This is a genomic window from Stenotrophomonas sp. SrG, assembly GCF_050031795.1.
Classification (GTDB): domain Bacteria; phylum Pseudomonadota; class Gammaproteobacteria; order Xanthomonadales; family Xanthomonadaceae; genus Stenotrophomonas; species Stenotrophomonas rhizophila_A.
On the sequence record NZ_JBNBBE010000018.1, the window covers coordinates 43941 to 57527 of the forward strand.

The following is a 13587-nucleotide window of genomic DNA, read 5'->3' on the forward strand; positions in this document are numbered from 1 at the left end:
CCAACCGGTTCCTTCAATGATCAACAGCCTGCTTACCCGCGTCTTTGGCAGTCGTAACGAACGCCAGCTGCGCCAGCTCAACCGCATCGTCGCCAAGATCAATGCGTTGGAGCCGGACATCGAAAAGCTCTCCGACGAGCAGCTCAAGGCCAAGACCCCGGAGTTCAAGCAGCGCATCGCCGACGGTGAAGCCCTGGACAAGGTGCTCCCGGAAGCCTTCGCGGTCTGCCGTGAAGCCAGCCGCCGCGTGCTCGGCATGCGCCACTACGACGTCCAGCTGATCGGCGGCATGGTCCTGCACCTGGGCAAGATCGCCGAAATGCGCACCGGTGAAGGCAAGACCCTGGTGGCGACGCTGCCGGTGTACCTGAACGCGCTGGAAGGCAAGGGCGTCCACGTGGTCACCGTGAACGACTACCTGGCCCGCCGCGACTCGGCGCAGATGGGCAAGTTGTACAACTGGTTGGGCATGAGCGTCGGCGTGGTCTACCCGGGCATGCCGCACAGCGACAAGCGCGAGGCCTATGCCAGCGACATCACCTACGGCACCAACAACGAATTCGGCTTCGACTACCTGCGCGACAACATGGCGCTGTCGCGGGCCGACCGTTACCAGCGTGGCCTGCACTACGCCATCGTCGACGAAGTCGACTCGATCCTGATCGACGAAGCGCGTACCCCGCTGATCATCTCCGGCCCGGCCGACGATTCCCCGGAGCTGTACATCCGCGTCAACCGCGTGGTGCCCAGCCTGATCCGCCAGGAAGCCGAAGAAGGCGAGGGCGATTTCTGGGTCGATGAGAAGGGCAAGCAGGTGCACCTGTCCGAAGCGGGCATGGAGCACGCCGAACAGCTGCTGGTCGAAGCCGGCATCCTCAGCGCCGAAACCGAAGGCCTGTACGCGGCGCAGAACCTCACCGTGGTCCACCACCTCAATGCCGCCCTGCGCGCGCATGCCATCTACCAGCGCGACGTGGATTACATCGTGCGCGATGGCGAAGTGGTGATCGTGGACGAATTCACCGGCCGTACCCTGGCTGGCCGCCGCTGGTCCGATGGCCTGCACCAGGCGGTGGAAGCGAAGGAAGGCGTGCCGGTCCAGCGCGAGAACCAGACGCTGGCGAGCATCACCTTCCAGAACCTGTTCCGCATGTACAAGAAGCTGTCCGGCATGACCGGTACGGCCGACACCGAAGCCTACGAATTCCAGAGCATCTACGGCCTGGAAGTGGTGGTCATCCCGACCAACCGCCCGACCATCCGCAAGGACTCGCCGGACCAGGTGTTCCTCAACCGCAACGGCAAGTTCAACGCCGTGCTGGCCGACATCCAGGAATGCAACAAGCGCGGCCAGCCCGTGCTGGTCGGCACCACCTCGATCGAAACCTCGGAAATGCTGTCCGAGCACCTGCGCAAGGCCGGCGTGCACCACGAAGTGCTCAACGCCAAGCAGCATGACCGCGAAGCGACCATCATCGCCAACGCCGGCATGCCCGGTGCGGTGACCATCGCCACCAACATGGCCGGCCGTGGTACCGACATCGTGCTGGGCGGTTCGCACGAAGCGGAGCTGCACGCGCTGGGCGAAGATGCCACCGCCGAGCAGCGCGCCAAGGTCAAGGCCGACTGGCAGGTCCGCCACGACCAGGTCAAGGCCGCCGGCGGCCTGCACATCGTGGGCACCGAACGCCACGAATCGCGCCGCATCGACAACCAGCTGCGTGGCCGTTCCGGCCGACAGGGTGACCCGGGTTCGTCCCGCTTCTACCTGTCGCTGGAAGACAACCTGATGCGCATCTTCGCCTCGGACTGGGTCCAGAAGGCGATGCGCATGATGGGCATGAAGGAAGACGACGTCATCGAAGACCGCCTGGTCAGCCGCCAGATCGAAAAGGCGCAGCGCAAGGTCGAAGCGCACAACTTCGACATCCGCAAGAACCTGCTGGACTTCGACGACGTCAACAACGACCAGCGCAAGGTGATCTACGCCCAGCGCGATGAGCTGCTGGACGCCGAGTCGGTGAAGGACAACGTCGACGGCATCCGCGGCGATGTGATCTACGACATCGTGGCCCGCTTCGTGCCGCCGAACTCGATCGACGAACAGTGGGACCTGCCGGGCCTGGAAGCCACCTTGGCCTCCGACCTGGGCGTGCAGATGGACGTCACCGGCCTGGTCAAGCAGCACGAAGAACTCGACGCCGAAGCCATCGCCAACAAGGTGCAGGCCCGCGTGGACGAGCACTTCGAGCAGAAGGAAGCCGGCGTCGGCGAAGAGACCATGCGCGCGCTGGAGAAGCACGTCATGCTGACCGTGCTCGACCAGAGCTGGAAGGAGCACCTGGCCCGCATGGATTACCTGCGCCAGGGCATCTACCTGCGCGGTTACGCACAGAAGCAGCCCAAGCAGGAATACAAGAAGGAAGCCTTCGAGCTGTTCTCGGAAATGCTGGAGAACGTCAAGCGCGAAGTGGTGACCCTGCTGGCCCGCGTGCGCATCCGCAGCGAAGAAGAGGTGGCGGCGCTGGAAGCGGCCGAACGCCAGCAGGCCGAAGCGCGCCTGCTGCAGTCGCAGTTCCAGCACCAGAACGTGGGCGGCTACGGCGCCGATGAAGAGGCAGCGGACGTGGAAGCCCAGCGCAACGGCGTCGTCGGCCAGGTGACCCGCGAAGAGCCCAAGGTCGGCCGCAACGATCCGTGCCCCTGCGGCAGCGGCAAGAAGTACAAGCACTGCCACGGCCAGTTGAGCTGATCAGAAAAAACCCCGCGAAAGCGGGGTTTTTTTTGATCTTTGTCTGCACGGCGCGAATGCTTGTGGGCATCGTTCTGTGACCGATGTCGCCAATGCGGACCTTTCAGAGAAACCTGACACAGAAGCGTGGCGCATCCCCACGCGAGTGTCAGATGCGACCCACGGGCGGGGATACGACAGAGGGTTAACGTGTTCAGCGCTGTCGCGAATGCATTGCATTCGGGGCAGGCTCGACGCGCATTGCGCTCCGCAGGCTGCGGCAGCGTCGCGTTTCCCCTGAGTCGCCATCCATGGAGTTTCATGAACAGGATTTATCGCCTGGTGTTCAACCGCACCACCGGCCTGATGCAGGTCGCGTCCGAACTCGCCACGTCCCCCTCTTCCTCCTCTCCCGCGACCGACAGCCGCCGCCGGCGTTCGCCGCTGAGCGCTGCCATGCTGGTTGCGCTCGGCCTGTCGGCCGCCTCGCTGCCTACCGCCTTCGCGGCGGTGTATGACTTCGATGCGAGCGAGACCGTCACCGATCCGCGCGCTTATGTCGATGGTTTCCGCGTCGGCCCGAACGGCGCGGTGGAAGTCCAGCTGCGCAACGGCGGCACGTTCACCTCCAACGGCCTGGTCTCGCTGGGTACGCTTGCCGGCAGCAATGGCGAACTGCAGATCTTCGGGCCGACCTCGTCGCTGACCGTCAACAGCGCCGTCGTGCGCGTGGGTGAAGCAGGCACCGGCGCGTTGCGTCTTTACGATGGCGCAAAGGCCACCCTGGGCTCGACGCTGTCGTTCGGCTATGCAGCCGGTTCCAGCGGCATCGGCCAGGTCGATGGCACCGACGCACTGCTTACCGCCCGCCAGATTCTGGTCGGTCGCGAAGGCAGTGGCATGCTCACCATCCGCAATGGTGCCCGCGTGGAGACCACGCTGCAGGCACCGCCTATCGGCGATTCGTTTGGCATGAGCGTGGGTACCGAGGTCGGCAGCACGGGCACCATCAACGTCACCAGTGGCGGCCAGCTGCTGGTCACCGGCAATGACCTGCGCGTCGGTGAGGGCGGTACCGGCGCGCTGTTCATCAACAATGGTGGCGTGACCGCCGGGCGCGACGTGCTCATCGGTGCTGCCGCCAGTGGCAAGGGCGAAGTCATTGTCCGCAACAGCGGCACCTTGGCGTCGCAGCTGGTCAGCATCGGTGAAGCACAGGAGGCCAGCGGCTCGCTTCTGGTGACCGGCGCAGGTTCGACGGTCACCACCGATACCCTGCGGGTGTCCGGCAACGGCGACGGTCTGCTGCGCATCGAAGATGGCGCGCTGGTGGCCGTGACCGGCAACGTGACCGCCGAAGACAACCAGGGCCTGCCGAGCACCGCCGCACGCACCGGCCGCATTGAAGTGACCGGCGCCGGTTCGGTACTGAGCGGCGACCGGATCATTGCAAGCACCCAGCTGCTGGTGGAGAACGGCGGCCAGATCCAGTCCAACACCGCGCGCATCCGCGACTCGCTCAGCGCTACCGGTACCGCCACCCTCACCGGTGCCGGCAGCCGCTGGACCAACCAGGGCGAGCTGGACATCCGCACCGGCGTGGACGTGCTGGACGGTGCGGTGATCGGTACCGACACGCTGCTGGTGTCCGGGGGCGCCAACACCATGACCTTCAAGATCGGCGCGGTCGATGAGCAGGTCCGCGTCAGCGGCGCGGGTTCGGCCATTGAGGCCACCGGCGACGTCACGGTGGGCAGCCACCTGGTCGGCGAACCGTTCGGCATCCTCAACGTGGCCAATGGCGGCCGTGTTGCCGCCGGCGGGGACCTCAAGCTGGGCACCCTGGGCTTTGTCGTGGTGGGCGGCGGCCTGGAAACCTGGTCGGTCGCCGATGGCGCCCCGACCTGGGCGGCGGCCGAAGCGGCCGGCGAACTGGGCGCGGCCGATATCGTCATGGACGGTGCGCTCAGCGCGCTGGTGTTCAACCACACCGGCGACATCAGCCTGGCCAACACCGTCAGCAGTACCAACGGCACCACCGGCGGCGTGACCAGCGTGGCCGGCACCACCACCTTGACCGGCGACCTGGCCGACTTCGGGGGCAAGGTCACGGTCAACGGCGGCACGCTGCGCATCGATGGCGACATGTACACCGGGCGCAGCTATACCGGTACCAGCCAGGCTGCTGCACAGCAGATCGAGGTCACCGGCGGCACCCTGGTGCTCAACGGCAACTCCGGCTTCGACCAGACCATCAATTACGGCAGCAGTACCGGCGTGGTGCGCAGCTCGAACGTGATCGTGCGCAATGGCGGCGTGCTCGCCGGCAATGCGACCGTGGGCACCACCCAGGTGTTCAATGGCGGCGTGCTGTCGCCGGGTGATGCCGGCATCGGCACGCTCACCATCAACGGTGACCTGTACATCAATGCCGCGGGCGCGGTGCCCGAAAGCGTGGCCGACAAGGCCTTCTACGACGTGGACCTGCTTGGCAACGGCCAGTCCGACCGGGTTGCCGTCACCGGCAAGGCCTACATCGGCCATGGCGTCGGCATCGCCGGCACCACCGGTGCCACCGGCGTGCGCGTGACCGGGCTGGACCCGAATGCCAGCTACCAGAACGGCCAGACCTACGCGATCCTCGACGTGGCCGGCGGCATCAATGGCGGCTTCGACGATGTGATCTCGCGCTCGGCCTTCATCACCCCCACCCTGACCCAGACCGGCAACCAGGTCGTGCTGACCATCGCGGTCAACACGCCGGTGACCCCGGTGGATCCGGTCGACCCGGGTACCCCGGTCGATCCGGGCACGCCCGTCGATCCGGGCACCCCGGTGGACCCCGGCACCCCGGTGGATCCTGGCTTCCCGGGCACCCCGGGCGTTACCCCGCCGATTGTGTTCGGCGCCGTCGCCGTCACCGGCAACCAGCGCGCCACCGCCGCGGCGCTGGATTCGCTGCAGCAGTCCGGCGACGCGCTGGCGCTCTACAACGGCCTGCTGATGCTCGATGAGGCCGGTGCGCTGGTTGCCTTCGATGACCTCGGCGGCGAACTGCACGCCAGCAACCGTGCGCTGCTGCTGGACGACCGCTTCCTGCGTGAAGGCATCTCCCAGCGCCTGCGCCCGACGCCGGACACCAAGCTCAACGGCTCCTCGGTGTGGGTGGCCGGCAGCGGCGCCTCCAAGCGCCAGGACAGCGATGGCACCGCCTCGCGCACCCAGGAAACCCGCCAGGGCCTGATGGTGGGCTACGACTGGACCTTCGGCGACCGCTGGACCGTCGGCGTGGCCGGTGGCCCGGAATCGCTGCGCCAGCAGATCCGCGACCGCAACGCGATCACCGAGGTCGACGCGGTGCACGGCGGCCTGTACGCCGGCTTCCGTGGCGAGCAGGCCTGGATCAACGGCGGCGCCAGCTACGCCGACTACGATGTGGATACCCGCCGTGAACTGGGTGCCGGCACGTCCTGGGAACAGAGCCTGGGCAGCCAGCATGACGCTCATTCGGTACAGGCCTTTGCGGAAGGCGGTTGGGACATCCAGCTCAGTGCGCTGACCCTGAGCCCGTACCTGGCCGTCGCCTACACCCGCCTGTCGAGCGAGGCCGCCACGGAAACCGGCGGCACCGCAGCCCTGTCGGTGGCATCCAGCAAGGATGAGGTCTGGACCGCCACGGCCGGCATCCGCGCCGCGTGGGACATCAGCGGTGGCCAGACCGACGGCGCCCGCCTGGAGGCCGGCCTGGCCTGGCAGAACGCGGCCGGCGAACTGCGTGCCGACTCGCGCAACCGCTTCGTGGCCGGCAGCGACAGCTTCACCGTCAGCGGCCTGCCGCTGGCGCGCAACGTGGGCATCGCCGAACTGGGCATCTCGCTGAACACCTCCGACAACAGCCGCCTGTCGATGTTCGCGCAGGGCCGTGCCGGCGATGGCCAGCGTGAAGTGGGGGCCCAGCTGAACTGGAACGTGACGTTCTGATCGAACCCGCCTCCTGATCCACCCGAAGGGCCCCGCATGGGGCCCTTCGTCTGTACGGCATTGCGCATGCACGGGCCGATTGGGCATTCTGGTCGCATGCCATCCCCCAAACGATCGATCCACGTCGTGGCCGGCGTCATCACCGACGCCCGCGGCCGCATCCTGCTCAACCGCCGTACCGAGAACCGCGACATGGCCGGCCTGTGGGAATTCCCGGGCGGCAAGCGCGAAGAGGGCGAGAGCTCCGAGCAGGCGCTGGTGCGCGAACTGCGCGAGGAGCTGGGGATCGAGGCCGAGGTCGGCGACTGGATCATGGACGTACCGCAGCTCTACCCGGACAAGCACCTGCGCCTGGAAGTGCGGCACATCCGCAGCTGGAAGGGCTCACCGCGCGGCCGCGAAGGCCAGGCCATCACCTGGGTGGCGCCGGACAAGCTGTCGCGCTATTCGATGCCGCCGGCCGATCTGCCGGTGGTGGCCGCGCTGCGCCACCCGGACCGCTACCTGATCACCCCCGAACCGGACACCGACGAGGATGCCGCGCACCAGGACTGGTACGCACGGCTGGCGCGTGCGCTGGAGGCGGGCGTGCGCCGCGTGCAGCTGCGCACGCCGAACAGCCCGGCCCGCATCGCCTTGGCCGAACAGGCCGTGGCCCGGCACCGCGGCGGGGTGCAGTGGCTGCTGAACCGCGATATCGAACTGGCCCGCCGGCTTGGCGTCGGCGTGCACCTGGGCGGCGAGCAGTTGCTGCAGCTGGAGGCGCGGCCGTTGCCGGCCGACCAGCTGGTGGCCGCGTCCTGCCACGACCTGGCCCAGCTGCAGGCCGCGCAACGACTGGGCTGTGACTTCGCCGTGCTCGGCCCGGTCCAGGCCACCGACAGCCACCCCGGCAGCGTGCCGATGGGCTGGGACGCCTTTGAAACCCTGCGCGCACAGGTCTCGCTGCCGTTGTACGCGCTGGGCGGCCTGCACCCGGACGACATCACCCAGGCGCGCCGCCACGGCGCGCAGGGCATCGCCGCCATCCGCGCGTTGTGGCCTACAGGGTGATCCAGAAACAGCCGTACTGACGGCGCAATCCAAACACCGTCCGCGCCGGCGTGGCCGTCGTACCGAGTGTCTGCTCCAGCCGCAGCCCGATCGGCCGCGGCCGGCTGGCCTGCGGCGCGGCCGCTTCCACTGCCTCGACCAGGGTCGCGTTCGGGTCGACCGGTAGCGGCGTCGGCGCGGCGACCTCCGGGTATACCGGGGCGATATCCAGCAGGGGCCGCTGCACCACCGATTCCAGTCGCCCGATGATCTGGTTGGCGGCGGCATTGGAGACGTTGCCCCACAGGTAGATCGACGACAGCCGGTTGACGTCCTGCAGGCTCACCGCATCGCGGATCTGCCCGGTCAGCTCGCTCAACCGGCGCGCGCAGCCGGCGCGGTAGATGCCGGTATTGCCCACCGAATCACCACGCGGCGGCATCCGCGCCGTCGCGCCCAGCGCATCGCAGCTGCGGTCGGTGAACACCGTTTCGCCCTGTGCAGTCGTGCAACGGTTCACGCGCTGCGCCTGTGCCTGCGCCCAGGGGGCCCAGCACAGCATGCACAGCGACAGCAGCAACGGAACGACCGGTCTCATCGCAGCAGGGTAGCGGGACGCGCGTTATCTGCAAGCAATGGCGTGCGCGATGTTCAGCGGCCCAGCAGCTTCAATACCTGGGTGGTGGGCTTGGCCAGGTTGAGGGTGTAGAAATGCAGGCCCGGTGCGCCACCGGCCACCAGCCGCTCGCACAGCTGGGCGACCACTTCGGCACCGAAGGCGCGCACCGCATCGGCGTCGTCGCCGTAGGCCTGCATGCGCTTGCCGATCCAGCGCGGGATCTCGGCACCGCACTGTTCGGAGAAGCGGCGCAGCTGGCTGAAGTTGGAGATGGGCATGATGCCCGGCACGATCGGCACCTCCACGCCCAGCTTGCGCACCGCGTCGACGAAGTGGAAGTAGGCGTCGGCATTGAAGAAGTACTGGGTGATGGCCGCATCGGCACCGGCGTCGATCTTGGCCTTGAAGTACCTCAGGTCGCGCAGCGCGTCGTCGGATTGCGGGTGCGTTTCCGGGTAGGCGCCGACCTCGATGTGGAACGCGTCGCCGTGCTCGGCGCGGATGAAGGCGATCAGTTCCGACGCGTAGCGCAGGTCGCCGGGATGGCCCATGCCGGAGGGCAGGTCGCCGCGCAGCGCCACGATTCGCCTGCAGCCGATGGCCCGGTACAGCTTGAGCAGTTCGCGGATCTCCTCGCGGCTGCCGCCCACGCAGGACAGGTGCGGCGCGGCGTCGAAGCCGTGGTGCTGCTTGAGGTGTCGCACCGTTTCGGAGGTGTAGCTCAGGGTCGAGCCGCCGGCGCCGAACGTGCAGGACACGTATTCCGGCGCGTACGCCTTGAGCTTGGCCGCGGTACGGTCGAGCTGGGCGCGCTGGTCGTCGGTCTTGGGTGGGTAGAACTCGAAGCTGAGGGCGGTCATGGGCGGCGGCGGCAGCGGGTGTGGGTCCATCATATCGCTTCATCGCGATGAATGTAAAAGGTGGCGGGCGTTGCGTTTACACCCTGGCGCGTAAAGTGGCCTTCCCCAAGGAGAGCACGCATGGACATCCTGATCACCGGCGGCACCGGATTCATCGGCCAGCGCCTGTGCCAGCGGCTGCTGGCGGCCGGGCACCGGGTCACGGTGCTGACCCGCAGCCCGGGCCGGCCCGGCCAAGCCGGGGTGCAGTACGTCGGTGCACTGGGCGATGTGGGCCCGGTGCACGCGGTGGTGAACCTGGCGGGCGAACCGCTGGTGGAAGGCCGCTGGAACCCGGCGCGCAAGCAGGCCATGCTGGAGTCACGCATCGACACCACACGGGCCCTGCTGGACTGGATGCGCGGGTTGCCGATCCGCCCGCAGGTACTGGTGTCCGGCTCGGCGATCGGCTACTACGGGCCGCGCGATGCCACCCCGCTGGATGAATCGGCCTCGCCCGGGCATGACTTCGCCGCCATGCTGTGCCGGCGGTGGGAGGCCGAGGCGCTGAAGGCCGAAGACCTGGGCGTGCGCACCTGCCTGCTGCGCACCGGCATCGTGCTCGACCGCCAGGGCGGTGCGCTGGCGCGCATGCTGCCGCCGTTCCGGATCGGCGCGGGTGGGCCGATGGGCGATGGCATGCAGTGGATGAGCTGGATCCATCGCGACGACCTGGTGGGGCTGATCCTGTGGCTGCTGGCCGATCCCGAAACACGTGGCGCCTGCAACGGCACCGCGCCGGCGGCGGTCACCAATGCGGAATTCGCCCGCACCCTGGCGCATGTGCTGAAGCGGCCGGCATGGGTGCGGACGCCGGCATTCGCATTGAAACTGGCCTTCGGCGAGATGGCGGGCCTGCTGCTGACCGGGCAGAACGTGGTGCCGGCGCGCGCGCTGCAGGAAGGCTACCGGTTCCGCTACCCGACGCTGGAAGCGGCCCTGCGCGCGATCCTCGGCTGAGGCCGGTTACCCTGTGCACCTGTCTCCAGCTGCGTACGCCATGTCGATTGTCCTCACCGAATTCGCCCGCCCGCGTCTGTTCCCGCGCGTGCCCCGTGGCAACACCATCCAGGACTGCACCGCCGAGCAGTTCCAGGCGCACCTCAACGCGCACGCGCCGTTCAAGGTGCTCGATGGCTACGCGCCATTCTGCAAGCTGTTCGTGTATGAAAACTGGACCTCCACGCGCTGCCTGACCGTGCCGGTCACCGATGCCAACCGCCACCAGCTGCGCAGCGCCTATGAGGCGCGCAACCGCGACGAACTGCCGGTGCTGGTGCGCTGGTTCGAGGGCGTGCAGTCGCCGCGCGCGAACTATCTGGTGGTGATTTTGTACAGCGCAGAACAACTGGAGAAGGAAGGCTCGCCGATCGAAGCGGACTGGGGCATCGTCGGCTGCATCTACACCGCCGAACCGGAAGAAGTGCCGATGGCGCCGATCACCATGATGCGCAATGCGCTGGGGGTGGAAGAGGGCGGCTCCGGTGTGCCGCTGGATCGTGAGGCTTACAAGCGCGCCGTGGCGTACTGGGAAAGCCACGCGAACTGGCGGCCGTAAGGTTACGGCCGACCGATACCCGCCATTTCTGCTTCGGTCAGCGCGACCAGATCGGCCGGCGCCAACGCCACCTCGAGCCCGCGTCGGCCGGCGCTGACGTGCATCACCGGCAGCGCCTGCGCGCTGGCATCGATGAAGGTGCGGTGCTTCTTCTTCTGGCCCAGCGGACTGATTCCGCCGACCAGGTAGCCGGTGGCGCGCTGTGCCGCGTCCACCGCCGCCATCTCGCACTTTCTACAGCCCGCCGCCTCGGCCAGCGCCTTCAGGTCCAGCGTGCCGCTGACCGGCACGATCGCCACCAGCAGCTCGTGCTTTTCGGTACTGGTCAGCAGGGTCTTGAACACCAGTGCGGGGTCCAGCCCCAGCTGCTCCGCCGCTTCGCCGCCATAGGAGGCGGCGTTGGCATCATGGTGGTAGGCAAGCACGCGGTGGGCGATACCGTGCTTCTTGAGCAGATTGATGGCCGGGGTCATGGTCATGCAGCTGGCGTGGTCGCACTACCTTAGCGTGGGCGCGACCGCAGAATCTTGACCCGGACTATCGGGGGCGGTTCCAGGTAGGGGTCTATCCCGCTGCTGCCGGCACTGGGGCCGCCAGCAGCAGGAATGCAACCTCAACCCATGGGCGCGCAATCGACATGGTCGACCTTCCCGGCCCCGTACTTCGCTTCCGCCTTGGCTTTTGCCAAGCCATCGGCCACGTCACCGTTGCTGGCAGCGACCTGGAAGTAACCCTCCGCCTCGCCCTTGAGCACATTGCCGTCCGCATCGTGCACGGCACACCGGTAGTCCTTGGTTGCACCTGTCGCTGGGGCAGATGGAGCCGTTGGCGTCGGATCGGTTGTCGTGGCCGGTGCCGACGTTGCCGTGCTCGATGCCCCTGCCACCGCATCGCATTGGGCCTTGGTCAGCGTGACGCTGTTCTTCTTGTAGCGCGTGGCGGCAGCCAGGGCACCGGCCTCCGCTGCTTTCAGGTCGGCCGCCTTGATGGCGTATTTCCCGTCCGCGTTGGAGCTCGCTTCCGGCGTTTTGCCATCTGCACCGGAAAACACCATGCACCGATAGTCGGCGGCGTGGACGGGGGACATGCAAGCGGCACCGCACAGCACCAGCAGTGCGGGAACTAGGAACTTGATATTCATGGAAATCTCCGGAATGCACCCAGATATTCCCCCGCGCGCTGATGATCCCGGCGCGGATGTGAAGCTCGCATGACGAAAACGGGCGCCCGAAGGCGCCCGTGGTATCCGGTAGTGCCGACTGTCAGTCGGCAACCGTCCGACCGGTAGTGCCGACTGTCAGTCGGCAAACGTCCGATCAGTAGCGGTAATGCTCCGGCTTGAACGGACCTTCCACCGGCACGCCGATGTAATCGGCCTGTTCCTTGGTGAGGGTGGTCAGCTTCACGCCGATCTTTTCCAGGTGCAGGCGCGCCACTTCCTCGTCCAGCTTCTTCGGCAGCAGGTACACCTTCTTCTCGTAGCTGTCCTTGTTCGCCCACAGGTCGATCTGCGCGAGCGTCTGGTTGGCGAACGAGTTGGACATCACGAAGCTCGGGTGGCCGGTGGCGCAGCCCAGGTTGACCAGGCGGCCTTCGGCCAGCAGGAAGATCGCGTTGCCGTTCGGGAACACGTACTTGTCCACCTGCGGCTTGATGTTGATGTGCTGCACGCCCGGGAAGCCGACCAGCGCATCGACCTGGATTTCGTTGTCGAAGTGGCCGATGTTGCAGACGATCGCCTGATCCTTCATCGCGCTCAGGTGCTCGATGCGGATGATGTCCTTGTTGCCGGTGGTGGTGACGTACAGGTCGGCACGGCCCAGGGTGGATTCGATGGTGTTGACCTCGAAGCCTTCCATCGCCGCCTGCAGGGCGCAGATCGGATCGATTTCGGTCACCACCACGCGCGCGCCGTAGGCACGCAGCGACGCGGCGCAGCCCTTGCCCACGTCACCGTAGCCGCAGACCACGGCGACCTTGCCGGCCAGCATCACGTCCATCGCGCGCTTGAGGCCATCGGCCAGCGACTCGCGGCAGCCGTACAGGTTGTCGAACTTGGACTTGGTGACCGAGTCGTTGACGTTGATCGCCGGGATCAGCAGCGTGCCGGCCTGGGCCAGCTGGTACAGGCGGTGCACGCCGGTGGTGGTTTCTTCCGAAACACCCTTCCAGTCCTTGACCACGCGGGACCAGTAGCCCGGGCGTTCCTTGGCCACGCGCTTGAGCAGGTCCTTGATGACCTGTTCTTCGTGCGAGGCCGCCTTTTCGTCGACCCAGGTGCTGCCATTTTCGAGCTCATAGCCCTTGTGGATCAGCAGGGTGACATCGCCACCGTCATCGACCACCAGCTCCGGCCCGGTCAGGGTGCCGTCGGGCAGGGTGAAGGTGAGCGCGTCCAGGGTGCAGTCCCAGTACTCTTCCAGCGACTCGCCCTTCCAGGCGAACACCGGGGTGCCCGACGCGGCGATCGCCGCAGCGGCATGGTCCTGGGTGGAGAAGATGTTGCACGAGGCCCAGCGCACGTCGGCGCCGATGTCCTTCAGCGTTTCGATGAGCACGGCGGTCTGGATGGTCATGTGCAGCGAGCCGGTCACGCGCACGCCCTTCAGCGGCAGGGTGGCGGCGTGCTTGCGGCGGATCGACATCAGGCCCGGCATTTCGTGCTCGGCGATATCCAGTTCCTTGCGGCCCCAGTCGGCCAGCGAGATATCGGCAATCTTGTAATCACCTTCGGTGGAGAAGGTCTTGGCAACAGCGTTCATGCAAA

The 13587-nt window shown here is 67.0% G+C and carries 10 protein-coding genes; 5 read left to right on the forward strand and 5 right to left on the reverse strand.

Going from position 1 to position 13587, the window contains the following annotated elements:
* The first annotated feature begins 16 nt into the window (after nt 1-16).
* The 3 genes from secA (at nt 17) to ACQG3P_RS16080 (ending at nt 7765) form a co-directional block, all read left to right on the forward strand.
* Complete coding sequence (gene secA, locus ACQG3P_RS16070; RefSeq protein WP_093536075.1) at nt 17-2752, forward strand: preprotein translocase subunit SecA; 2736 nt, start codon at nt 17-19, stop codon at nt 2750-2752.
* A gap of 300 nt (nt 2753-3052) precedes the next feature.
* Complete coding sequence (locus ACQG3P_RS16075) at nt 3053-6712, forward strand: autotransporter domain-containing protein (protein ID WP_426805608.1); 3660 nt, start codon at nt 3053-3055, stop codon at nt 6710-6712.
* A 96-nt stretch (nt 6713-6808) separates the two neighbouring features.
* Nucleotides 6809-7765 (forward strand): Nudix family hydrolase, encoded by a 957-nt coding sequence (locus ACQG3P_RS16080; protein ID WP_426805609.1) that lies wholly within the window; start codon nt 6809-6811, stop codon nt 7763-7765.
* Here the strand turns inward: ACQG3P_RS16080 and ACQG3P_RS16085 are convergent.
* Nucleotides 7755-8342 (reverse strand): DUF4124 domain-containing protein, encoded by a 588-nt coding sequence (locus ACQG3P_RS16085; protein WP_068849258.1) that lies wholly within the window; start codon nt 8340-8342, stop codon nt 7755-7757. The genes ACQG3P_RS16080 and ACQG3P_RS16085 overlap by 11 nt on opposite strands.
* 53 nt (nt 8343-8395) lie before the next feature.
* On the reverse strand, nt 8396-9223 hold the full coding sequence (metF, locus tag ACQG3P_RS16090) for a methylenetetrahydrofolate reductase [NAD(P)H] (RefSeq protein ID WP_426805610.1): 828 nt from the start codon (nt 9221-9223) through the stop codon (nt 8396-8398).
* A gap of 120 nt (nt 9224-9343) precedes the next feature.
* Between metF and ACQG3P_RS16095 the strand changes: the two genes are divergently transcribed.
* Nucleotides 9344-10222, forward strand: coding sequence for a TIGR01777 family oxidoreductase (locus ACQG3P_RS16095; protein ID WP_426805611.1), 879 nt, complete (start codon nt 9344-9346; stop codon nt 10220-10222).
* A 40-nt stretch (nt 10223-10262) separates the two neighbouring features.
* The gene (locus ACQG3P_RS16100; protein WP_426805612.1) at nt 10263-10820 is read left to right on the forward strand and encodes a DUF3228 family protein; all 558 of its coding nucleotides are present in this window, start codon (nt 10263-10265) and stop codon (nt 10818-10820) included.
* Nucleotides 10821-10822: 2 nt separating this feature from the next.
* Here the strand turns inward: ACQG3P_RS16100 and ybaK are convergent, their stop codons facing one another.
* From ybaK to ahcY, 3 genes are all read right to left on the reverse strand, one after another.
* The gene (gene ybaK / locus ACQG3P_RS16105; RefSeq protein ID WP_426805613.1) at nt 10823-11293 is read right to left on the reverse strand and encodes a Cys-tRNA(Pro) deacylase; all 471 of its coding nucleotides are present in this window, start codon (nt 11291-11293) and stop codon (nt 10823-10825) included.
* A gap of 140 nt (nt 11294-11433) precedes the next feature.
* Entirely contained in the window at nt 11434-11961 is a 528-nt protein-coding gene (locus ACQG3P_RS16110; protein WP_320459131.1) for a hypothetical protein, read from the reverse strand.
* A 175-nt stretch (nt 11962-12136) separates the two neighbouring features.
* A complete protein-coding gene (gene ahcY, locus ACQG3P_RS16115) occupies nt 12137-13582 on the reverse strand; it encodes an adenosylhomocysteinase (RefSeq protein ID WP_426805614.1) in 1446 nt (481 codons plus the stop codon).
* Between the last annotated feature and the right edge of the window lie 5 nt (nt 13583-13587).